The 22,562-nt window shown below is 37.0% G+C and carries 19 protein-coding genes and 1 other RNA gene; 12 read left to right on the forward strand and 8 right to left on the reverse strand.

Annotation, left to right across the window (positions count from 1 at the left end; genetic code table 11):
• Positions 1-12: 12 nt before the first annotated feature.
• From recR to ACFIML_RS04630, 7 genes are all read right to left on the reverse strand, one after another.
• Positions 13-618, reverse strand: a complete 606-nt coding sequence (recR, locus tag ACFIML_RS04600; RefSeq protein WP_273790577.1) for a recombination mediator RecR — start codon at positions 616-618, stop codon at positions 13-15.
• 30 nt (positions 619-648) lie between these two features.
• Positions 649-972, reverse strand: a complete 324-nt coding sequence (locus ACFIML_RS04605; RefSeq protein ID WP_375606797.1) for a YbaB/EbfC family nucleoid-associated protein — start codon at positions 970-972, stop codon at positions 649-651.
• A 14-nt stretch (positions 973-986) separates the two neighbouring features.
• Positions 987-2,918: a DNA polymerase III subunit gamma/tau gene (locus ACFIML_RS04610; protein ID WP_375615151.1), complete on the reverse strand. Its 1,932-nt coding sequence runs from the start codon at positions 2,916-2,918 to the stop codon at positions 987-989.
• A gap of 223 nt (positions 2,919-3,141) precedes the next feature.
• An RNA gene (gene ffs, locus ACFIML_RS04615) (signal recognition particle sRNA small type) lies at positions 3,142-3,239 on the reverse strand.
• Between the two features lie 1,545 nt (positions 3,240-4,784).
• Entirely contained in the window at positions 4,785-5,192 is a 408-nt protein-coding gene (locus ACFIML_RS04620; protein ID WP_375606799.1) for a hypothetical protein, read from the reverse strand.
• Between the two features lie 536 nt (positions 5,193-5,728).
• The gene (locus ACFIML_RS04625; protein ID WP_375687496.1) at positions 5,729-6,592 is read right to left on the reverse strand and encodes a prephenate dehydratase; all 864 of its coding nucleotides are present in this window, start codon (positions 6,590-6,592) and stop codon (positions 5,729-5,731) included.
• Positions 6,589-7,320 carry a 3-deoxy-manno-octulosonate cytidylyltransferase gene (locus ACFIML_RS04630; RefSeq protein WP_375606801.1) on the reverse strand — a complete coding sequence of 244 codons (732 nt, stop codon included), beginning with the start codon at positions 7,318-7,320 and terminating at the stop codon, positions 6,589-6,591. The genes ACFIML_RS04625 and ACFIML_RS04630 overlap by 4 nt, the downstream gene beginning before the upstream one ends.
• A gap of 104 nt (positions 7,321-7,424) precedes the next feature.
• Between ACFIML_RS04630 and ACFIML_RS04635 the strand changes: the two genes are divergently transcribed.
• The gene (locus tag ACFIML_RS04635; protein ID WP_375687498.1) at positions 7,425-7,988 is read left to right on the forward strand and encodes a c-type cytochrome; all 564 of its coding nucleotides are present in this window, start codon (positions 7,425-7,427) and stop codon (positions 7,986-7,988) included.
• A gap of 897 nt (positions 7,989-8,885) precedes the next feature.
• Here the strand turns inward: ACFIML_RS04635 and ACFIML_RS04640 are convergent.
• Entirely contained in the window at positions 8,886-9,680 is a 795-nt protein-coding gene (locus ACFIML_RS04640; RefSeq protein WP_375608045.1) for a molybdopterin-synthase adenylyltransferase MoeB, read from the reverse strand.
• Between the two features lie 87 nt (positions 9,681-9,767).
• Here ACFIML_RS04640 and gshB point away from each other — a divergent pair, with 87 nt between their 5' ends.
• The 11 genes from gshB (at position 9,768) to ACFIML_RS04695 (ending at position 22,333) form a co-directional block, all read left to right on the forward strand.
• Entirely contained in the window at positions 9,768-10,715 is a 948-nt protein-coding gene (gene gshB, locus ACFIML_RS04645; RefSeq protein ID WP_375608046.1) for a glutathione synthase, read from the forward strand.
• 133 nt (positions 10,716-10,848) lie between these two features.
• On the forward strand, positions 10,849-11,895 hold the full coding sequence (locus tag ACFIML_RS04650) for a substrate-binding domain-containing protein (protein ID WP_375614569.1): 1,047 nt from the start codon (positions 10,849-10,851) through the stop codon (positions 11,893-11,895).
• Between the two features lie 75 nt (positions 11,896-11,970).
• Positions 11,971-13,431 carry a phosphate ABC transporter permease subunit PstC gene (gene pstC, locus ACFIML_RS04655; RefSeq protein WP_375606806.1) on the forward strand — a complete coding sequence of 487 codons (1,461 nt, stop codon included), beginning with the start codon at positions 11,971-11,973 and terminating at the stop codon, positions 13,429-13,431.
• On the forward strand, positions 13,428-14,720 hold the full coding sequence (gene pstA, locus ACFIML_RS04660) for a phosphate ABC transporter permease PstA (protein WP_375606807.1): 1,293 nt from the start codon (positions 13,428-13,430) through the stop codon (positions 14,718-14,720). Before pstC ends, pstA begins: the two co-directional genes overlap by 4 nt.
• Before the next feature lie 51 nt (positions 14,721-14,771).
• A complete protein-coding gene (gene pstB / locus ACFIML_RS04665) occupies positions 14,772-15,530 on the forward strand; it encodes a phosphate ABC transporter ATP-binding protein PstB (protein WP_139412809.1) in 759 nt (252 codons plus the stop codon).
• A gap of 21 nt (positions 15,531-15,551) precedes the next feature.
• Positions 15,552-16,274, forward strand: a complete 723-nt coding sequence (phoU, locus tag ACFIML_RS04670; protein WP_375610531.1) for a phosphate signaling complex protein PhoU — start codon at positions 15,552-15,554, stop codon at positions 16,272-16,274.
• 551 nt (positions 16,275-16,825) lie between these two features.
• Positions 16,826-17,659: a cell wall hydrolase gene (locus tag ACFIML_RS04675; protein WP_375606809.1), complete on the forward strand. Its 834-nt coding sequence runs from the start codon at positions 16,826-16,828 to the stop codon at positions 17,657-17,659.
• 179 nt (positions 17,660-17,838) lie between these two features.
• Entirely contained in the window at positions 17,839-19,086 is a 1,248-nt protein-coding gene (locus ACFIML_RS04680) for an aminopeptidase (RefSeq protein ID WP_375687501.1), read from the forward strand.
• A 278-nt stretch (positions 19,087-19,364) separates the two neighbouring features.
• Complete coding sequence (mutM, locus tag ACFIML_RS04685; RefSeq protein WP_375606811.1) at positions 19,365-20,240, forward strand: bifunctional DNA-formamidopyrimidine glycosylase/DNA-(apurinic or apyrimidinic site) lyase; 876 nt, start codon at positions 19,365-19,367, stop codon at positions 20,238-20,240.
• A gap of 85 nt (positions 20,241-20,325) precedes the next feature.
• Positions 20,326-21,720, forward strand: coding sequence for a M20/M25/M40 family metallo-hydrolase (locus ACFIML_RS04690; protein ID WP_375608048.1), 1,395 nt, complete (start codon positions 20,326-20,328; stop codon positions 21,718-21,720).
• Positions 21,713-22,333, forward strand: a complete 621-nt coding sequence (locus ACFIML_RS04695; RefSeq protein ID WP_375606813.1) for a ribonuclease D — start codon at positions 21,713-21,715, stop codon at positions 22,331-22,333. The genes ACFIML_RS04690 and ACFIML_RS04695 overlap by 8 nt, the downstream gene beginning before the upstream one ends.
• Positions 22,334-22,562: the final 229 nt, after the last annotated feature.

The following is a 22,562-nucleotide window of genomic DNA, read 5'->3' on the forward strand; positions in this document are numbered from 1 at the left end:
GAAGAAAAAGTTTTAAAGATTTGTTCTTGCTTGTACAGCTGCTGCTAAAGTTCCGTCATCAAGATAATCAAGCTCGCCTCCTACAGGGACACCATGAGCAAGTCGCGTAATTTTAACTGGAAAATTGGAAAGCTGATCGGTGATATAGTGAGCAGTTGTTTGACCTTCGACAGTCGCATTGACAGCAAGAATAATCTCCGTAATAGGGTTTTGTACAACACGTTGTATTAAGGTGGCAATATTGAGTTCATCAGGGCCTATTCCATCTAAGGGAGAGAGTCGTCCACCCAACACATGGTAACGTGCGGCTAAAGTTTTTGCGCGCTCAAGAGCCCACAGATCAGCAATATCCTCAACAACAATGATTGTTGTATCATCGCGGCGTAAATCTGTGCAAATTGAACAAGGATCAATGGTATCGACATTTCCACAAACAGAACAAATGCCGACTTTTTCTATAGCTGCTTGTATAGCCGCTCCCAAAGGCTCCAGCAATGTCTCTTTTTTTTTGATAAGATGAAGCGCAGCACGACGTGCTGAACGTGGACCAAGACCTGGTAACCGTGATAAAATCTGAATGAGACGTTCAATCTCAGGTCCTGCAATGTATTTAGACATATTTTTGTCCCACGGAAAAAATCCGTTTCATTAAAATGGAAGCTTGAAACCTGATGGGAGTGGTAGCCCTGCGGTCATACTTTTGGTTTTTTCTTCTATTGCGACTTCGATTTTTGTTCTTGCTTCATTATAAGCCGCCATAATGAGATCTTCAAGAATTTCAGCTTCCTCAGGTTTGAGTAATGAAGGATCAATTTGAATTGCTGTTATAATATTTTTTCCATTTAAAGTGATATTGACGAGACCACCTCCTGCAGTGCCCACAGCTTGCAGATTAGCTATTTCTTCTTGAATCTTCTGCATTTTTTCTTGCATTTCTTTGGCTTTTTTCATCATGCTCATCATTTCACGCATAGGAATAGGTATCCTTATTCATCATTGATATCATTTTTATTTTTAAAAATATCAGCATTTTTAAAGGTATTGGGGAGTAAATCAAGATCATTTTCTTCTTTATTGAGTCGAATATCGACAATTTTTGCTTCTGGGAAATGATTGAGGATTTTTGCGATATCAGGATCTGTTTCTGCATTGGAAAAAAGAGTCTTTTGAATCGCTATACTTTCCTCCTGTAAGGTTGGGCCACCTCCTTCATTAACAAAAGTTATTGTCCAGCGTTTTTCTGTCCATTGAGATATCTTTTTTTCTATATCATGAGCAAGAAATTGTGGGGTATTTTCAGAAAGTCTTAAGGTAATATGCCCAGCTTCAAAAGAAACAGGATGAACAAATTCTTTAATAAGGAGTTTGAAAGGAGTGTCATTATGCTGTTCGGCTAATTGAACAATATCGTGCAAAGAATTAATTACGAGAGTTTTAGGTTCAGTAATCTCTTCTGTTATTTGTGTGACACAATGCGATAAATTTTCAATCTTTTCAGAAAGATCAGTAGATTGAAAAGTTTCAAGAGTTTTTGTTACTTCGTGGGCGTTGGTTTTTTCAAGAGTTTGATTTTTAACTAAATTTTCCGGTTGTAAGGAATTATCTAATTGGCTTTTCAAAGATGTTTTTAAATCTGATAATGTATTGGTAACGCTTGAGAAAGTATGGGCATTGACCGTTGTTTCTTTTGCTATATTATTTGCATTCGTAGATTCTTGATGAGAAGAATTTGTAACGAGTGTGAGAGGTGTTTTTTCTTGCGTAAGCTTTTTTAAAGCTTCATCAAGAGTTGGTAGGTCAGCTGTGTGAGCAAGACGAATTAAAAGCATTTCAGCGGCTTGAAGTGGACGTGCAGTTTGATTAACTTCCTGTAATCCTTTGAGTAACATTTGCCAGTTTCGGGATAAAACAGGAACGGAAAGTTTTTTTGAAAAGTCTAAACTTTTTAAACGTTGTTCTTCAGTTAGTGAGAAATCTTCCACTATTTCTGGTGTAAAACGTAAACGTGTGACCAGATGATTAAAATCGGCTAGTTCTGTCAATATAGTAAGAGGATCAGCACCTGCTTCATATTGACTGCGTAATTCATGTAACGCATTGACAACATCGCCCTTCATGATAAATTCAAAAAGATCAATAATACGTGCTTGATCAGCTAATCCTAACATTGTACGCACCGCAATAGCATTAACATTGCCATTGCTATGGGCAATCGCTTGATCAAAAATGGATAATGCATCACGTGCAGATCCTTCTGCAGCACGGGCAATAATAGAGAGTGCTTGATCTTCTACTTCTACCTTTTCATATTTCGCAATTTGGCGCAAATGTGCACTCAAAGCTTTTGATTCAATACGTCGCAAATCAAAACGTTGGCAACGCGAAAGAATTGTAATAGGAACTTTGCGAATTTCTGTTGTGGCAAAAATAAATTTTACATGCGACGGTGGTTCTTCAAGGGTTTTCAATAAACCATTAAAGGCTTGTGTTGAGAGCATATGTACTTCATCTATAATATAAACCTTATAGCGTGCAGAAACAGGACGATAGCGTATTTGTTCAATAATTTCACGAATATCATCAATGCCCGTATGAGAAGCGGCATCCATTTCTATAACATCAATATGGCGTCCTTCGATAATTTGTGTGCAATGTTCACCAAGAGAGTCCAATACAGTTGTTGGTTGGTCAATATCTTTTGTTTTATAATTAAGCGCACGTGCCAAAATACGTGCTGTTGTGGTTTTACCTACGCCACGAATCCCTGTTAACATCCACGCTTGTGCAATACGACCTTTTTCAAAGGCGTTGGTGAGAGTACGCACCATAGCTTCCTGACCAATGAGGTCAGAGAAGTTTTGGGGTCGATATTTACGAGCAAGAACACGATAGGCTGTTTCTACCGGTAAATTTTCCATGAATATTTCCAACTTCGAAGTTCTTTATGCGTACATTTTGATAATACAAAAGCATAGATCAATACTGTAGTCTCATATAAAAGGATTTTTTCTTAATCAAATTATTTATGGGACAATTTGTTTAAAAACAACAAAATCCCTTTATTTGCTGCATACAAATGCCGCTCTGAAGATTAAAAATACCTCGCTAAAAGACAGCATAAAAAATAATTTCTTCAGCAAAATAGGAGGTTGGAACAATGACCCGTACCAGAACTCGTTGGGGCTGCTTCTTTCCAGACCTGACCCAGTTGGCGAGTAGTTCGTCCACCACCAACCTCCCGAGTTCATATTGTCGATTTGGAATGAAAAATCAAGCTCGGAAACGAAAAATATCCTAAGAACGACAAAGAATTTTCCTTTGCGTTTAATTTATTGACATATAAACAACAAAGAGATTGAGGATTTATCAGTTTTCATAGCAGGAGTTTTTCATATTTATTGGGGATGAAAATATTTTCTTCGTTTAAGATAATCTGAATGTATAATTATAATCATTCGTTCAAACTTGCCTGTAAGAATTTTAGGATAGCTCCGTCTGTTCTAAAATTACGAAGTTGAATCATTAAAATTTGCAACGGCAAAAAAGGAAAATAAAGCATATAGATCGTGCAATGAATTATAATGAGAAATTTAGAGGAAGAATATTGTTTATGAAAATTATAAAATATTGATTCAATGACGTCTCCCCCTTCATACAAAACAGAACACTCTAAACACAATACACTTAAGTTTTACATTTACATGCTTTTACACGAAATATTTTTAACTCTATTTCATCACATCACTTGTAAAGTGTATACATACTGCCGCTGAGGTATAAGTCCATTGTGCACTACCATCTTTATGTTTAATAAAAGTACAAGCCAGAACCCTTATATTATTTAACATCTCCCCAATGTTGCAATCCTTTGCATTTGAGAGGTTTCATAAGGAACATTTTTATTCCTTTTTTCAATCAATTTTACTCACACACCACTCCTCTTTGTAACTTTCAAGAAAACGATTTTAATTGATTCAGTATGAATATCAAAGACTTAATTATAGTGAGTTAATGTCTTATCTTATAATACCACTCCATCATTTCTATTGTGAACGAGAATATCAAATACGTAATATTTTTTCTTTTAACATCTATGAATGTAAATCTTGAGTAGATGTTATCGCTCTTTTTTCTTGAGTGCTGATTTTCTTCATTAAAGACGTTGGGCTCATCACTAGATAAATCAATATATGTGTTCCCATTATTGGAGAAAAGATTTCACATATCTTTTAAGGACTGTACTCATACAAGAGACGATGCAATTTAAAAGCTATAAAATAATAATGGTGGCTGGCACAGATTTATGATTTTATAACTGTAAAAATGGTATTTTATATACACGACATTTTATAGCTTTAAATAATTAGATTTTTTAACGAAAAGAGAAAAGCGAGATAAATTTTTATAAAAAGCTGAATGAGTATGACTTAAAGTGCAGTGAGGAATGCGTCTGCAGATGCAAATTTTACTTTCTGTTTATCTAAGTGATTTGGGTACGATGTGCTTTATAGTACTTAAAATAAAGCAGTTGCGAAGATAGAAGTTATATTCTTATTAAAAAAATAGCTCTGATAGTAGAAAATACAGAACAATTTAAGTTTAGTCTTCTAGTTTTCGCAAAAGTTCTTTAATATCTAACCTTATAAGCATCTTAAGGTTTGCCATATTAGTATAAAAATAATCTTTTCAGCGATTAGTTTTAATGGCTCATTATGCCGTATTTTGAAAAAAACACCTAAAAAAAAGAATAACTCTACTCAAATTTAGATGTTATAGAAATATTGTTAATCATAACCTCCTGTGTCACAATCTGTTCCAACAACTTTTTTGTTCGTAATATTTTTAAAAATATAACGTCCTGACCAAGGAAAACTTATATGAAGAGATTTTATATTTTTTAGGGTAAAGATTTTCTTTTCTTTATCATGGGTTATTTTCTTTTCATCATCAACAAAAATTCTCAATTTGTTTAAATCAGAAGGGGCAGAGTATGATAAAGTAAAGGATACTTTTTTCGGTTTAAAGATATTACAAGAGTATTCAACTCCTTGCTGGAATGTATAGGATGGTGTGATCACAACACTTTCATCCCGCGCAAAATTCCATTTTTTTTCACCAAAGCCAGCAAATGCAACACTAGAGTAGGCGAGAATATTTGCAGCTAATAATCCTCGCGTGAAGACTTTTTTCATTATCCTCTCCTTTTTCTAAAGTGAGGTGAATCATAAATCAATTTTTATAAAGATAAAAGCTCAAACTTAATGCTAAAATCAGGGCTAAGTTGCATTTTCTAGTTTCAAACTATGTTTAGAATGGTATTAATCTAAGAGATTTGAATGCTCTATTATGTATAATAATTTTAATTGTTTTGAGAGCGAATTTAGAAGTTCGTTATCTTTATTGGAATATTGTCAGAGGAAATGACTTTTCTCAAGAGTCTCTCTTTGAATATATAAAGGGAAATAGATGGTACAAGCGTTTTTATTTTTGGTTACTGTATTTTTTACACTGGTTTTTATACGAGTTGAATTGCGGTTTATCGTGATATAATTTGTGAGAAAATATTATGAAAATAATTTATATATTCTGTTACGAGCTGTTTTTTCTTCTTCAGTGTTTATAAAGGGTGTTGAGTAGAAAAAAACAAGCCCTTTCAAGATGCGTTGCATTATGAAATTTTTACGATGCTTTTTGATATCAACAAAAAATGATAGCAGCTTAATTTCTTTTATATATACGATGTTCGATCGTTTTGTGCTGGATAAGTACCGATAATACGCAGTTCTGCAGAAAAGAAAGATAATTCTTCTAAGGCAAGTTTCATCATCGGGTCTTCAGGATGTCCTTCAATATCAACAAAGAATTGTGTTGCATTGAAATTTCCACCAATTTGATAGCTTTCTAATTTTGTCATATTGATACCATTCGTTGCAAATCCTCCCATAGCTTTATAGAGAGCAGCGGGGACATTGCGCACTCGAAAAAGAAGACTGGTGATGATTTTTTCGCCATTTTGAGGTTTGGGGACATGTCGTTTGGAGCGTGAAAAGATGACAAAACGGGTAATATTATGAGGGTTATCTTCAACATTTCTTTCAAGAATATCAAGTCCATAGAGTTCTGCTGCGATTAAAGGTGCTAAGGCAGCCTGTGAACGTTTAGCATTTTTTTTAATAAATTTTGCAGCTCCAGCGGTGTCAGCAGAAACAACAGGTTTCCAACCGTTGTTTCGTATGATTTTTCGGCATTGTGCAAGGGCATGCGTATGGCTGTGGACGGTTTTAATTTCGTCATATGTAACGCCGGGCAAAACCATGAGTTGAAAATGGATAGGTAAAAAATATTCATCAATAATATAAAGAGACGACTGCGGTAAAAGATGATGAATGTCTGCAACGCGCCCTGCAAGAGTATTTTCAATAGGGATCATAGCAAGATCAGCTTTCCCGCTTTCCACTAAATTAAGAGCGTCTTCGAAAGTAGCAGAGGGAACAGCATCCATATTGGGGAACATATTGGAGCAAGCAATATGGGAATTAGCGCCGTATTCTCCTTGGAAAGAAATTTTATTGGTTTTTTTAAGTATTTTCATGCTAAAATCTCACAAGCTCTATCGAGATCATGTTGTGTGTCTACACCTAAGGGAATTGTATCGACTATTTCCACATCAATACGCATATTGTTTTCTAATGCACGTAATTGTTCAAGTTTTTCACGTTTCTCAAGTGGTGAGGGTTTGAATGATACAAATTTTTCAAGTGCTTCGCGCTTATAGGCGTATATTCCAATATGGTGATAAAGAGGACCATCTCCATAGGGTGCTGTGGCGCGAGTAAAATAAAGAGCACGAAGGCGATTTTGAGAAAGCGGTGTCCCAATGATCTTGACAACATTGGGATCTCTTGTTTCATTTTCTTCAATGATTTGAGCACCCAAGGTTGCAATATCAGTAAAGCTATTTTCTAAAGGGCGTAGTGCACGAATGATTTCACGAGGCATGATTGTTGGTAGGTCACCTTGTATATTTAAAATGGCGTTGTAGCGTTGTTCAGGATCAATGCGTACTAAAGCTTCATAAATACGATCAGATCCAGACTTATGATCACCTCGTGTTATGATGTATTCATGCCCATAATCTGCAACAGCTTTAGCGATATCATTATGATCTGTTGCAACGATGGTTCGACCTAATGCGGCTTTTTTTGCTTGTTCTGCGACATGAACAATCATCGGCTTTCCAGCGATTTCAGCGAGAGCTTTTTGAGGTAGACGGGTTGAGCCCATACGGGCAGGGATAAGAATAATTGGTTCAAGAGCCATTGCAAGATTCCAAACGTCGTCTGTGATGCATTTAGGATGTTGTGTGTTATAAAGAAAAAGCTTATACTAAAAATGGTAATGAAACCATGAACATTTGAGTTTTTATGAATCGCTGGAGAGTTATCTATTTTGTTTTTGCTTGTTTATGTGTGTTGATCATTGTTGTGGGAATTTCCACACTCAGCAATATAGTTTATGATCATCCTACATCGGTTCAATATTATCATACAGTTACCAAGAACGATATATTTAAAGAAAAACAGAAAGCACCTGATGTTTCCCTATCACTAAATAGCCGACTTCAACAAGGCAATTTTGAAAATGGCCGTAAAATTTTTCGCCAATGTGCCATATGCCATACTTCTGGACGCAATGAAGCAGGGCGTGTTGGTCCAGTTCTCTGGGAGATTGTTGACCGCCCTTTGGCATCAGCAGCAGGTTTTGCTTATTCACGGGCATTGCGTGCGCACTCTGATCAAAAATGGGATTTTGTAACGTTAGATCGTTATCTGCGTTCTCCGCGTGAAGCTTTTCCTGGGACTATTATGTCTTTTCGTGGAATTAAAAATGACCAAGATCGTGCTGATCTTTTGCTTTATTTACGCAGTTTATCCGATCATCCTGTTCCTTTACCAATGGATAATAATAAAGCGAACGAGCCAAATTAACTTATACCATAGATGTTAATTTTAGAAAGAAGTCTGATTTTTTTGTAATTTTAGTTTCACAGTTTTATAAAAAGAGCTCTTATTGATGTTTTGTTAGGGGGAACGCCCCTCACGCAAAACAGAACACATTTAACATTGCATATTTACTCGCTTATTTTAAAGAGATCTTTTATAAAAATGCACTTTTTACACTGTCGTCTGTAGATTGGTTTTCAAGATTTGTGTGCTTCACTTTTTCTACATATACTTGTCTGTGAAATTATTGCTGAAGGATTATCAATTCATGAGCCGCAGCTTTCTGCTTCTGAATGTAATAATTATGTAATTAAAGCTCTCCATGAGGTTTATCTTAATCCTTCTATACACATCAATTCCCATGTATTTTTCTTATGAACTGAGACAATTGATTGTTCTTATACGTGCAATAATCCTAAGCTGCATTTTATGATGCTTGATGAATAGACGTTTTCTCTTAAGGTTAGAAGTGTGTGGACAGATCATTGACCTTTTATAGTACCGATCACTAAAATATGACTTAGATTATTTATAGGTTATGGTTTGAAGTGAGCACTTTCATGTGAAACAATTTTTATGTGTGACTAGTAAAATAGTTGAATAGAGTTCCGTTGATTGTATTTTTATCTACGTTGAAAATTTTTTACACAAGAATACTGATGGGAGCTAAGTTTGCACGAGTCTCTGTCTATTTATAGACGATGACATGAAATTATGATGATAATCCATTATAGAGAATTATTTTTTCACAAAAGGTTTTCCATATTTGTGATAAATTTAATAGGTTTCATTAGTTACAATGTTTCGATGACTTACGATAAAATATTAGTATTTCAATACATATTGCGAGAGTGCTAAAAGTTAGTGGAAGAGAGAACATCATCAAGATTCTCCAAGCTTCTTAATAACTATGGCATTTTCTTTATAATTTGAGCGTTTATAAGTAATAATATTAAATTGTGCTAATAATCCATTATAGAGAAGAATCTTTCCTACTAATGGCTCTCCGATGTTTGTGATCATTTTAATAACTTCCATTGCTTGTAGGGTCCCAATAACACCGGGTAAAACACCGATAATTCCAGCTTCAGCGCATGTTGGAATAGTATCGGGAGCAGGAGGCGTGGGAAATAAATCGCGATAGTGAGGATTATTGTCTTTATATGGCATAAGGACGGTTAATGAGCCATTAAAACGTTCTACAGCACCACTTATTAAAGGTTTTTTACATTGGGCAGCGTGATCAGCAAGAAGATAGCGTGTCGTAAAATTATCACTTCCATCAACAATGATGTGGTAAGCATTGAGCAGTTTATCCACATTACTGTTATCTAAGCGTAGGGTGTGTTTTTCAACTACAACATGGGGATTTATTGCTTTTATAGTGGTTTCAGCACTGTCTGTTTTGCTTTTGTTCATTGCACTTGTTTTATGAATAACTTGGCGTTGTAAATTGGAAAGTGAAACAATGTCATTATCGATAATTCCAAGGGTTCCAACACCTGCGGCAGCCAAATAGGTTAAGACAGGAGCACCGAGACCACCAGCGCCCACAACAAGGACACGTGCTTTTTTTAGCTTTTGTTGCCCTGCACCACCAATCTCAGGCAAAATGATGTGGCGTGCATAGCGTTCGATTTCTTCGTTGCTTAATTTTGTATCTGTTTCTTGTGTCATAAATTTTCTCTTGTCATAGTTCTTTTATTGTTTACTAAGTTTATGATGCATAGACCAGTCTGCTTTTAGGATAGGGAGGATTTATTTATGAAAATTGCCATTCAGATGGATCATATTTCAACAGTTCGGATTCAAGGAGATACGACATTTGCACTCGCTTTAGCAGCACAAGAACGTGGACATTCTCTCTTCCATTATACACCAGATCGTTTATCTCTGTGCGATGGTTGTGTGATTGCACGACTAGAGCCATTGATTGTACATGATAAAGAGGGAAGCCACTATCAATTAGAAAAGCCTGTTCGCACAGAATTAACAGATATGGATGTGGTTCTTTTACGCCAAGATCCCCCTTTTGATCTCAATTATATCACCACGACTCATTTGTTAGAACGTATTCATCCTAAAACACTTGTTGTGAATGATCCGGCATGGGTACGCAACAGTCCAGAAAAAATTTTTGTTACTGAATTTTCCGATTTGATGCCAGAAACACTAATTACCAAAGATATTGAAGAAATAACAGCTTTTAGAAAGACATTTGGCGATATTATTGTTAAACCACTTTATGGGAATGGGGGCGCTGGTGTTTTTTATTTAAAACAAGATGATCGCAATTTAGCATCATTGTTGGAAATGTTTGCAGAAATTTATCACGAACCTTTTATTGTTCAGCGCTATTTAGAGGTAGTACGAAAAGGAGATAAAAGGATTATTTTGCTTGATGGTGCACCTGTTGGAGCTATTAATCGAATTCCGACAGAAACAGATGTGCGCTCTAATATGCATGTTGGAGGTCGCGCGGAAAATGTTGAGTTAACAAAACGTGATTATGAGATTTGTGAACGCATTGGTCCAGCCTTAAAGGAACGAGGTCTTCTTTTTGTGGGGATTGATGTGATTGGAGATTATATAACAGAAATCAATGTGACGTCTCCTACGGGAATTCGTGAAATTAAACGCTTCTGCGGTACAGATGTTGCTCATTTGTTTTGGGATGTTATTGAGTTCAAGCGTTCAAATGAATTTATTTGACAGAAGATAAAAACATGGTTTTAAAAAAATGATCCATATTGTTTTTTATATTTGTTATGGTGCAAATGTGAACTACAATGACCGTATGATATGAATTAAGAGGCTTTGTCCTCAATTTTTAGGGAGTTTATAGATGAGCAGAGTATTATCAATTGGAGTGGGATTGATTTTTGCGCTACTGCTGTCAGCAAATGGAGGCAATGCACGCGATCAAATACAGATTACTGGTTCATCTACAGTTTTACCTTATCAAAAGATTATTGCTGAGACATTTGGAGAAATTTATCCCCATTTTAAGGTTCCTGTTATCGAATCGGGTGGAACAGGAGCTGGTATTAAGGAATTCTGCCGTGGTATTGGGGAGAACACTGTTGATATTGTTAATGCTTCGCGAGCAATGAAACCGAGTGAATTACAGTCTTGTTTTGATGCTGGTGTAAAAGATGTTGAGGAAATACGTATTGGGTATGATGGCATTGTTTTTGCAACAGATATTAAGGGGCCTGATTGGAAATTACAGCCAGTAGATGTTTATAAAGCCCTTGCTGCTCGAATTATTATAGACGGAAAATTGCAACCGAATAATTTTTTGAAATGGAGTACAGTTAATAGTGCTCTTCCTGATTGGACGATAGCAGCGTATATTCCTGGAGAGAAGCATGGGACACGTGAAGTTTTTGAGGAAAAATTACTTATTGAGGGGTGTAAAGAGAGTGGGGCAGTTGAGGTTATGAAGTCTTTAGGAATGGATGATAAGGAGATACACACTGCTTGTATTGCGGTACGTAAGGATGGAAAAGCGGTTGATATTGATGGTGATTATTCTGAAACATTTGCGCGTCTAACTTCTAATAAAACAGGGGTTGGTATTTTTGGTTTGTCTTTTTATCAAAATAATGCTGATAGGCTAAAGGTTGCCGATATTAACGGTTTTGCGCCAACAGTTGAGACGATTTCTAGTGGACAATATCCAGTTTCTCGTCCACTTTTTTTCTATATTAAGAAAGCACATTTAGGTATTATTTCAGGTTTGCGAGAGTATGTTGATTTTTTTCTTTCTGATCAAATGATTGGTCCAGAGGGTCCTTTGGCTGAATATGGTTTGATTGTTTCTCCTGAAAAGGAACGTCAAGCACAGCGTTTTGATTTTTCTGCTGGTCGAGTAATGACATTGAAATAATTTGCAGGGAAAATTTGTTGGATTTCTGGGATAGGAAATTTGGGTGCTATTTTTTTATAAAAACTGAAAGATAAAATGCGCATTTCCTTCATTATTTTGCTGTTATTAATTCTTGGATTTTGTGGCTTTTGTATTTCTTATATGCGTGCACGCTTTCTTGAATACAGACGACATAAAATGCATTCTCGTGCGTATTATTATGGCTGGTGGACATTTTTGATTACTGTTATTCCAGCTTTTATTTTTTTAATTTTTTGGGATTCTGGGAGTACAATTTATTTAGAATATAATGCCTCTCAAGAGCTTGAGGCATATAGTGCGCATATAACAGAGCCTGTAAATCATGATTTACTTTGGGAGACTCTTCGAAGTCTTGCCAAAATGCTTCATCACTTTGAAGGGGATCTTTCTACCGCTTCCTATAAGACAGTGCAGGCACAATTATTCGCGAAGGGATTTATTTTACCTGATGAAGTATCGGATGATGTGTACACAATGGCACAGTCATGGGTATTTTCTTCTGAAAAGCTTCAGTTCATTGGTTATGGTTTCCTTTTTGCTATTGCATTCTTTGGTTTTATCTGTGGAATAATGCAAATTGCTCCTCATCAGCGTGCGCGTAATAAGGTTGAATCTTTGATTATTATTGGACTGGTTTGTGCTTCTATCGTTGCTATCTTGACGACAATAGCCATTGCACTTTCTATGTTTTTTCAGACAATAAGCTTTTTTCAGTCTGTATCTTTTTCAAATTTCTTTTTAGGAACGGTTTGGGATCCGCGTTTTTCCGCGAGCGGTTCAAGCGGTGAAGTAGGACAATTTGGTTTAATACCACTTCTTGCTGGTACGCTTTATATTGCATTTGTTGCCATGCTTTTTGCTGTACCTATAGGATTATTTTCAGCTCTTTATATGGCCGAGTATGCTTCTTCGCGATTGCGAGCAATTGTGAAGCCATTGTTAGAAGTTCTTGCTGGCATTCCAACGATTGTTTATGGCTTTTTTGCTTTGAAGGTTGTAGGACCATTTTTACGAGATCTCTCTGCTTCTCTCTCAGACGGGGTTAGTTTTATTATGGCGCAAAGTGTTTTGACTGCTGGAGTTGTGATGGGAATTATGTTGATTCCTTTTGTTTCCTCTTTGTCGGATGATGTTATAACAGCTGTTCCACGCATTTTACGTGAAGGTTCTTATGGTTTAGGAGCAACACAATCTGAAACAATTAAGAAAGTCGTTATACCGGCAGCGCTTCCAGGGATTATGGGAGCAATTTTGTTGACAGCATCGCGTGCAATTGGTGAAACAATGATTGTGGTTTTGGCGGCGGGTGTTGCTGCAAACTTAACACTCAATCCTTTCGAAGCAATGACGACGATGACAGTTAAGATTGTTAATCAATTGACTGGTGATTTTGAGTTTAACTCTCCACAAACTTTGGTGGCTTTTGCATTAGGAATGACACTCTTTGTCATGACACTTTTGATGAATATTCTAGCTCTTTATATTGTGCGTAAATATCGGGAACAATATGAATGAATGAAAAAATTCTTTTTCCTCGTCGCAATATTAGCCTCAAACGTCGGTATTGGGCTGAACGTCGTTTTCGTGCCTATGGTTTGATTGCCATTTTTATTGGTTTGTTTTTTTTATTTGCGCTTTTATGGTCTATCATTAGTCAAGGTTATACAGCCTTTTTGCAGAGTCAAATGACATTATCGATTTATTTGGATGAAAAGATTATTGATCCAGGTGGTCAACATAAAACAAATCCACAGGTCCTCATAATGGCGAATTATCCAATTCTTGTACGCAATGCGTTAGCCAAGAAACTTGATATCGATCAAAATGATCGAGCCTCCCTGCGGGATGTTAGCCGTATGTTTTCAAGTGGTGTACGTGTTCAACTCCGTGAAATGGTGACAAAGAATCCAAGACTGATTGGCACAATGCAAAAAATCAAAGTTTTGGCAGCTGCGGATATCGATTCTGCTTATAAGGGGCAGATTGATCTGCATGTAGCAGAAAAAAACCGTAAAGTTTCTAATCGGCAAATAGAATGGATAAAGCGTTTAGCGCATGATGGTACGCTTTATAAAACATTTAATGTTGGTTTTTTTACACTTGGCGCTTCAAGTCGTCCTGAGACTGCTGGGTTAGGGGTTGCGATTATTGGTTCTCTTTATATGATAGGCATTGTTTTATTGGTTTCACTTCCGATAGGCATAGCAACGGCTCTTTATTTGGAAGAATATGCACGTAAAAATAAATTTACAGATTTTATCGAAGTTAATATCAATAATCTTGCAGCTGTTCCTTCGATTGTCTTTGGTCTTTTAGGACTCGCGGTTTTTATTAATTTTTTGGGATTACCACGTTCCGCTTCTTTTGTTGGGGGGCTTGTTTTAGCGCTCATGACTCTCCCCACGATTATTATTGCAACACGTTCTGCTTTGCGTGCTGTTCCTCTCTCTATTCGTGCAGCAGCTTTAGGTTTGGGGGCATCAAAAACACAAATGATTTTTCATCATGTTATTCCTTTAGCCGCGCCTGGTATTTTGACAGGTACAATTATTGGAGTAGCTCAGGCTTTGGGTGAAACTGCGCCTTTGCTTTTGATTGGAATGGTTGCTTTTGTTGTTAATATTCCTACGACTCCCATGGATCCAGCAACAGCGTTGCCTGTTCAAATTTTTATGTGGGCTGGTGAAGCAGAGCGCGCTTTTGTTGAAAAGACGTCAGGGGCTATTATTGTATTAATGATTTTTCTTGCGATCATGAATATTTCTGCGGTTTTTTTACGTCGACGATTTGAACGCCGCCAATAATTTTAATAAAATAACAATTTCGATAAGATTTTTGTAAGGTGAGTTTTTGTAATGAAGATTAAAATGCGTGGTCAGGATGTGAAGGTTTCTTATGGAGACAAAGAAGCACTCCATGGTATTACACTTGATATTCCTGAACATCAAGTGACTGCTTTGATTGGTCCATCAGGATGCGGGAAGTCAACTTTTTTGCGTTGTTTTAACCGTATGAATGATACGATTGAAGGTGCTAAAATAACGGGTCTTATTACCTTAGATGGGGAGAATATTTATGATCAGAGGATTGATGTTGTAGAATTGCGTGCTCGTGTTGGAATGGTTTTTCAAAAGCCTAGTCCTTTTCCAAAATCTATATTTGAGAATGTTGCGTATGGTCCACGCATTCACGGTTTGGTTAAAACACGCTCTGAATTGCATGATGTGGTTGAAAAGAGTTTGAGGCAGGCAGGTTTGTTTGAAGAAGTAAAAGACCGTCTTCATGATCTTGGAACAAGTTTATCAGGGGGACAACAACAGCGTTTGTGTATTGCACGTGCTATTGCGGTTAGTCCTGAAGTTATTTTGATGGATGAGCCTTGTTCAGCTCTTGATCCCATTGCGACAGCACGGATTGAAGAGCTTATCGATGCGTTACGGCAAAATTATACAATTGTTATTGTAACACATTCCATGCAACAGGCCGCACGTGTTTCTCAATATACGGCTATGTTTCATTTAGGGCATTTGGTAGAAGTTGGTGCAACTGAAATGATCTTTACTTCACCAAAAGAGCAACGGACGCAAGATTATATTACGGGGCGTTTTGGATAGGTGAATTGAGGAGTGTAAGATATGTCTATGAAACATACTGTCCGTTCTTATGATGCAGAACTAAAATATTTGAGAGTAAGGATTACAGAAATGGGGAGCCATGCAGAAAGGATGATTGAACGTTCTGTTGCATCGGTTGTGTGTAGTGATCTTCAACTTGCAACGACAGTGATTGCCGATGATGTGTTTTTAGATGAAGCAGAACGTGACATTGATGAAAAAGCGGTTGCTATTATATGCAAACGCCAGCCGATGGCTGTCGATTTGCGTGAAATTATTGGAGCTATTCGTATTTCTTCTGATCTTGAGCGGATTGGGGATATGGCCAAAAACATTGCTAAGAGGACTGTTGCACTTTCAGAAATACGTCAATCTGCGTCCTTTTATCATGGACTTGAAACAATTACAGCTTTAGCGCTCAATCAATTAAAAGAAGTGTTAAATGCTTATACGAGTCGCTTATTAGAGCGTATTGACGCTGTGCGGGAGCGTGATGAGAAGATTGATGCTTTGTATACTTCTCTTTTTCGTGAACTTTTGACGTATATGATGGAAGATATGCGCAATATTACGGTTTGTACGCACTTACTGTTTTGTTTAAAAAACATTGAACGAATTGGTGATCATGTTACCAATATTGCTGAAATGTTGCATTATATCATAACGGGTTATCATATGTCTTCTGATCGTCCTCGCGATGATCTTACTTATAAAGTTGGGGTAGGTGAGAAGAAAATAGATTAAAATTTTTCTTATATGTATAAAATAAGTTTGTAGATATATGAGTATTTTCTTAGAGTGCAGCTATAGAAAGAATAAGATAACCATCTTATGGAAAAGCACAAAGAAGTAACAAAGAGTTTTTTCAGAGAAGCATGGCAGATTTCTAACTCTTGATTTGACATATTTGTATATTGAATGATACCATCATTCACACTGTGGCTGGAGGGGAGTTTTCTAGGGGAATTTCCTTTCAGATCATTTTGTTAAAATTTTATATTCAAAGGGGATATCTGTATTATTTTTTTCGTATGTAGAAGAAGTGGATAGTGTTATTTTATTGTAATTGAAACGTCTGGGTTATTATGGCCTATATTGAATCGTGAAGAATAACAATATCGATCTGTAAATTAAGAGTTTTTTATTTTTTATTTTGCATAGATACTTTTTGATTACCTCTTGTATTAAAGTTTTACTGAGTGGTAACAATTAGCTATGTACTTTATTGAGAGATACATTTAAAGCTCATTTCAAAATTTGAATAGCTTAGAGATTATAGGAATGTGTTGCATAAGATGAAAAAAAATCGTTGGAATGTTTTTGTTACCTGTTGTGTAGCGCCGTTAGTTATTGTGGGATGTGCTTCAAATCATTTAGATACTGGAAAAATAAATAATAAGACAAAAACGGTTACGTATCCATTGACAGAGCGTCAATGCCTTATGCGAGCGATGTATTTTGAATCAAATCGCACAAGCCGTGAAGGAATGATTGCCGTTGGGACGGTTGTTATGAATCGTGTTAATTCGACCGCCTATCCTAAGACGATTTGTGGTGTTGTTGGTCAATATAAGCAGTTTGCTCCTGGTGTTTTAACACGTCCTATGACGGAGAAAGCATCTGTTGCTCGTGTAAGAGAAGCGGCTGATGCCGTTTTACGGGGTGAACGAGATAAGAAAGTTAAACACGCTAAGTTTTTTCATACCGCTGGTTTGTCTTTTCCGTATAAAAACATGCACTATGTTCATGTTGCAGGGGGAAATGCTTTTTATGAAAAACGATCGCGTGATGGATCACTTCAAATTCCTACAAATAATCGCCCTTATGATGTTGCTTATGCGTTTGCCCAAGAACGTTCTGGTAATACGCCAAGCTTTGTGGATGAAAGTTTAGAAAGTAGAGGAATAAGAACAGAAAAGAGTATATCTTCTTCTACACAGGTAGCACAGTCCAAGACGGACCATCCTACGTCTTTTGCGATGGTACAGCTTGATAAAGTTCCCATTCCCGCCTATGCGCCTCAACATCCAGCTAGGAAAGAAGAAAATAAACCGATTATGGCGTTACCTTCATCAGATCAGTTAAATGCAATTGTTGCAATGTTAGAAAAACGGTACACAAACCGATAATTTTTGCACGACCAAGGAAGTGTTTTTACAATCCATTGCAGTTTATGAATTAAGTGAACTCTTTAGCGATCATGATATCCATAATTATACGTGGAGAAAGTAAATTCAAAAGATATTGAATAACAATTTATAATATGACGACATAAAGAACGCATTCTATTTAAAGAAGGGTATTGGTAATGTACTTTGATATTCATGAGACAATTTCGCCTGAAATGCTTAATCGTCTTGCAGAAATTACAGTGAAAGTGGGGTTGAATTTACAAGAGGGGCAGGATCTTGTTTTAACTGCTCCAGTTTCAGCCCTCCCTTTTGTTCGGCGTATCGCATATCATGCTTATAAGATTGGTGCTGGTGTCATTACACCAATTTTTAGTGATGATATGTTATCACTTACACGTTTTGAAAATGCTCATACGGCTAGTTTTGATTGTGCTCCTTCTTGGCTCTATGAGGGAATGGCAAAGGCTTTTGAAAATGGGGCAGCGCGTTTAGCGATTGTTGGGGATAATCCTTTGCTCCTTTCCAATCAGGATTTTGATAAGGTTTCACGTTTAAATAAAGCCACTTCAATAGCTTACCAGCCGGCACTCAAGAAAATATCAAATTTTGCTATGAATTGGTCGATTGTTGCATATCCAACAGCAGGATGGGCTGAGGCAATGTTTCCTTCTTTACCACTTAATGAGGCGATTAAAAAATTAGCTGATGCAATTTTTTCTGCTTCACGTGTTACAGAAGAAGATCCAGTGCATGCATGGAGTGTCCATAATGCAGCTTTGAAACAACGGTCATCTTGGCTTAATGAGCAGCGTTTCTCTGCTTTGCATTTTACAGGACCAGGTACCGATTTAACAGTTGGTTTGGCAGATGATCATGAATGGCATGGTGGTGCATCTGCATCTCAAAATGGTGTTGTTTGCAATCCGAATATTCCGACAGAAGAAGTTTTCACGACTCCTCATGCTCATAAGGTTGAAGGTTTCGTTCGCTCAACAAAGCCTCTTTCTTATCAAGGAGCACTGATTGATAATATTGAGATGCGTTTTGAAGCAGGGCGTATTGTTGAGGCTCGTGCATCAACAGGTCAGGAAGTTTTGCAACAGGTTTTGCAAAGTGATGAAGGGGCTAGTCGCTTAGGTGAAGTTGCTCTTGTGCCCCATTCTTCACCAATTTCTAAGAGTGACCTCCTTTTTTATAATACCTTATTTGATGAAAATGCTGCATGTCATATTGCTTTAGGGCAGTGTTATTCCAAATGCTTTTTAGATGGGGCATCATTGACATCAGAAGAGATTGCAGCACGTGGTGGAAATAAAAGTGTCATTCATATTGACTGGATGATTGGTTCTGGTGAAATTGACATAGATGGCATTACCCAAGATGGTGTAAGAGTTCCTGTATTTCGTAAGGGTGAATGGACTTAATTCTGTTATGCTGTAAAACTTCGTCATTTAAGGTGGGGTGGTATGCAAGTCTCATTGATACGCTAAGTATTTTAGAGTGTGTGGTATATATTCAAGGCAGGGTTTGGCCATAAAGCCTTTAGTTAAATGACTCACATGAGTAGAAAGCCAAGTAAAATCCACTCATCAAGAATTTGTTTAGTAGATGTAGAGGAAGTCTTCGTTCTTTGAGGAGGGGGGGGAAGAAGCCAATTTATCAGTCATACGATTGGAAAGTGTATAATTATTAAAGAAGAGTAATGCCTGAGCTTCCTGAAGTAGAGACAGTTCGTCGTGGACTTGAGTCCGTTGTAACTGATGCAAAGATAGTATCTGTCAAACTTAATCGTAGAGATTTGCGTTTTCCTTTTCCTGAGGCGTTTTCTGAGCGCCTTATCGGCAGAAAAATTATAGAACTTGGTCGACGTGCGAAATATTTATTATTTCATCTTTCTCATAATGAAACGATTTTAAGCCATTTAGGAATGTCTGGTTCATGGCGTATAGAGAATGACATTTTGAGAAAAGCTTTTTCAACGAGAAATAAATTGGTTAAGCATGACCATTTTATCATGGATATTCAGACAAGGGATGGTGAATTTTATCATCTTATTTATAATGATGTGCGTCGCTTTGGGTTTATGCTTTTAGTCGATACGGACAAGCTTTATGAACATCCGCTTTTAAATAAGCTAGGGCTTGAACCTATGAGTAATTCGTTTTCTGGTCGTTATTTACAAAAGGCTTTTGTTAATAAAAAAATGTCTCTCAAGGGCGTTTTACTTGATCAGTCTATTGTTTCGGGTCTTGGGAATATTTATGTTTGCGAAGCACTTTGGCGGAGTCGTTTATCTCCACAACGTAGTGCATTTACATTGGCATCAAAAACGACACGTGCACGTGAATTTGCAGATTCTTTAGCACAAAATATACGCAATGTGATTTCTGAAGCCATTTTGTCCGGTGGCTCTTCTTTACGTGATTATATGCATATAGATGGTTCACTTGGTTATTTTCAACACGCTTTTTCAGTTTATGGACGAGAAGGCAAGGAATGTTTGGAATGTGGAACGCCTATTATACGTATTTTACAGGCTGGGCGTTCAAGTTTTTACTGCTCACAGTGTCAAAAATGAATAAGGTGTCTTGCAAAATCCTACAAGAGGCTTAAAGTCAGGTTCTTACAATTATACGAATATACGAGGCTTGAGAGGTTTTTTTATGTTGAATAAAGTATTAACACATCTTGATGAGAATATAGGAAAGAGCCTTGAACGCCTTTTTTCTCTTTTACGTTTCCAATCGATTTCTACAGACTTGGCTTATAAGGATGAATGTCGTAAAGCAGCTGATTGGTTGGTAGAAGATTTAAAAACAATAGGTTTTGAGGCTTCACGGCGTGATACACCAGGTCATCCAATGGTTGTTGGACATCATCCAGGGCCTTCAGATGATTGTCTGCATGTGTTATTTTATGGACATTATGATGTTCAACCTGTTGATCCATTAAATTTATGGGAAGATGATCCATTTAATCCTTCATTAAAGGAAAAAGATGGAGAAAAAGTTATTTGTGCTCGTGGCGCTTCTGATGACAAAGGTCAGCTCATGACCTTTGTTGAGGCATGTCGTGCATTTAAGAAAGAAACGGGGCAACTTCCCATTAAGGTTACTGTTTTATTTGAGGGAGAAGAAGAAAGTGGTTCTCCTTCTCTTGTTCCTTTTTTAAAAGAAAATAGGGATGAACTTAAGGCTGATTGTGCATTGGTTTGTGATACAGCAATGTGGGATGCCGATACACCATCTGTTTGTATTGCTCTTCGGGGTATTTTAGGAGAAGAGGTTACGATTACAGCAGCCGATCGTGATTTGCACTCTGGTGCTTATGGAGGGGTAGCTGCTAACCCTATTCATATTTTAACAAAAATCTTAGCAGGACTTCATGATGACAATGGTCGTGTAACGCTTCCAGGTTTTTATGATGGAGTTGAAGAAACACCTTCACAGATTTTGCAATCATGGAATGCCCTGAATTGTACTGCTGAAAATTTTCTTGGTCCTATAGGACTTTCCATTCCTGCTGGTGAAAAAGGACGGAGCATTTTAGAACTTGTATGGGCGCGTCCTACAGCAGAAGTTAACGGGATTAGTGGTGGTTATGAAGGAGAAGGAATAAAAACAGTTATTGCTTCTCAAGCGAATGCGAAAGTATCTTTTCGTTTAGTGCATAAGCAAGATCCAGAGAAAATACGCCAAGCTTTCCGTCATTATGTGTGCGGTCTTATTCCTGCTGATTGTACTGTTGAATTTAAGGGGCATGGTGGTTCTTCTGCAATTCAAATTCCTTATGATTCACCTTTTATCAAGGCCGCAAAAGAAGCTTTGTCGCAAGAATGGAGCAATCCTGCTATACTCGACGCTATGGGGGGATCAATTCCGGTTGTGGGAGATTTTCAGTCAATTCTTGATATGGAATCTGTTCTGGTTGGATTTGCATTATATAATGATCGTATTCATTCTCCCAATGAAAAGTATAATTTAAAATCGTTTCATAAGGGGCAGCGGTCTTGGGCGCGTATTCTTGCAGCTTTAGCAAATAGGAGGGTAAATGGCTGAGATTCGTGTTCATCAAGGTGATTTACCAAACTTAGACAATTATAAAACTGATGCTATTGCGATTGATACCGAAACTTTAGGCTTACAACCGCATCGTGATCGTTTATGTGTTGTGCAGCTTTCTTCCGGAGATGGTACTGCTGATATTATACAAATTGCTAAAGGACAAAAGAGTGCACCTAATTTGGTCAAGCTTCTTGAAGATAACGCGGTTACCAAAATATTTCATTTTGGGCGTTTTGATCTTGCTATTTTAGCGCATACATTTGGTGTTATGCCAGAAGCTGTTTTTTGTACAAAAATTGCTTCTAGACTCACGCGTACTTATACGGATCGTCATGGCTTAAAAGAAGTTTGTAATGAATTGCTGAATGTGAATATTTCTAAACAGCAACAATCTTCCGATTGGGCAGCAGAAACGTTATCGCAGGCACAAATTGAATATGCTGCGTCGGATGTGTTATATTTGCATCGTTTAAAGGTTATATTTGAAGAACGTTTAAGACGTGAAGAGCGAGAAAATGTTGCCAAGGCATGCTTTCAATTTTTGCCTATGAGAGCTAGGCTTGATCTTTTAGGATGGGCGGAAGTTGATATTTTTGCGCATAGCTAACTTTAAAATTGGCTTTTAAATGGAGTTAATTATTGATGTGAGAGGGAAAAATGCTTGTACATTATGGGCATTTTATCCTCTCATCTTTACCATCATTTTTAATTCTGCTTTACGACTTTCAAAAGTATTTAAAGCAATGTCTGTTAAATAATAGAGATTACGCATTGCCTCATGCTTTTGTTTCTCATGTTTTTAATGGATTTACGTTTTTCGTGTGAAACAGAACGCC

It is taken from the genome of Bartonella sp. AC62GZZY, assembly GCF_042196525.1.
GTDB lineage: Bacteria > Pseudomonadota > Alphaproteobacteria > Rhizobiales > Rhizobiaceae > Bartonella.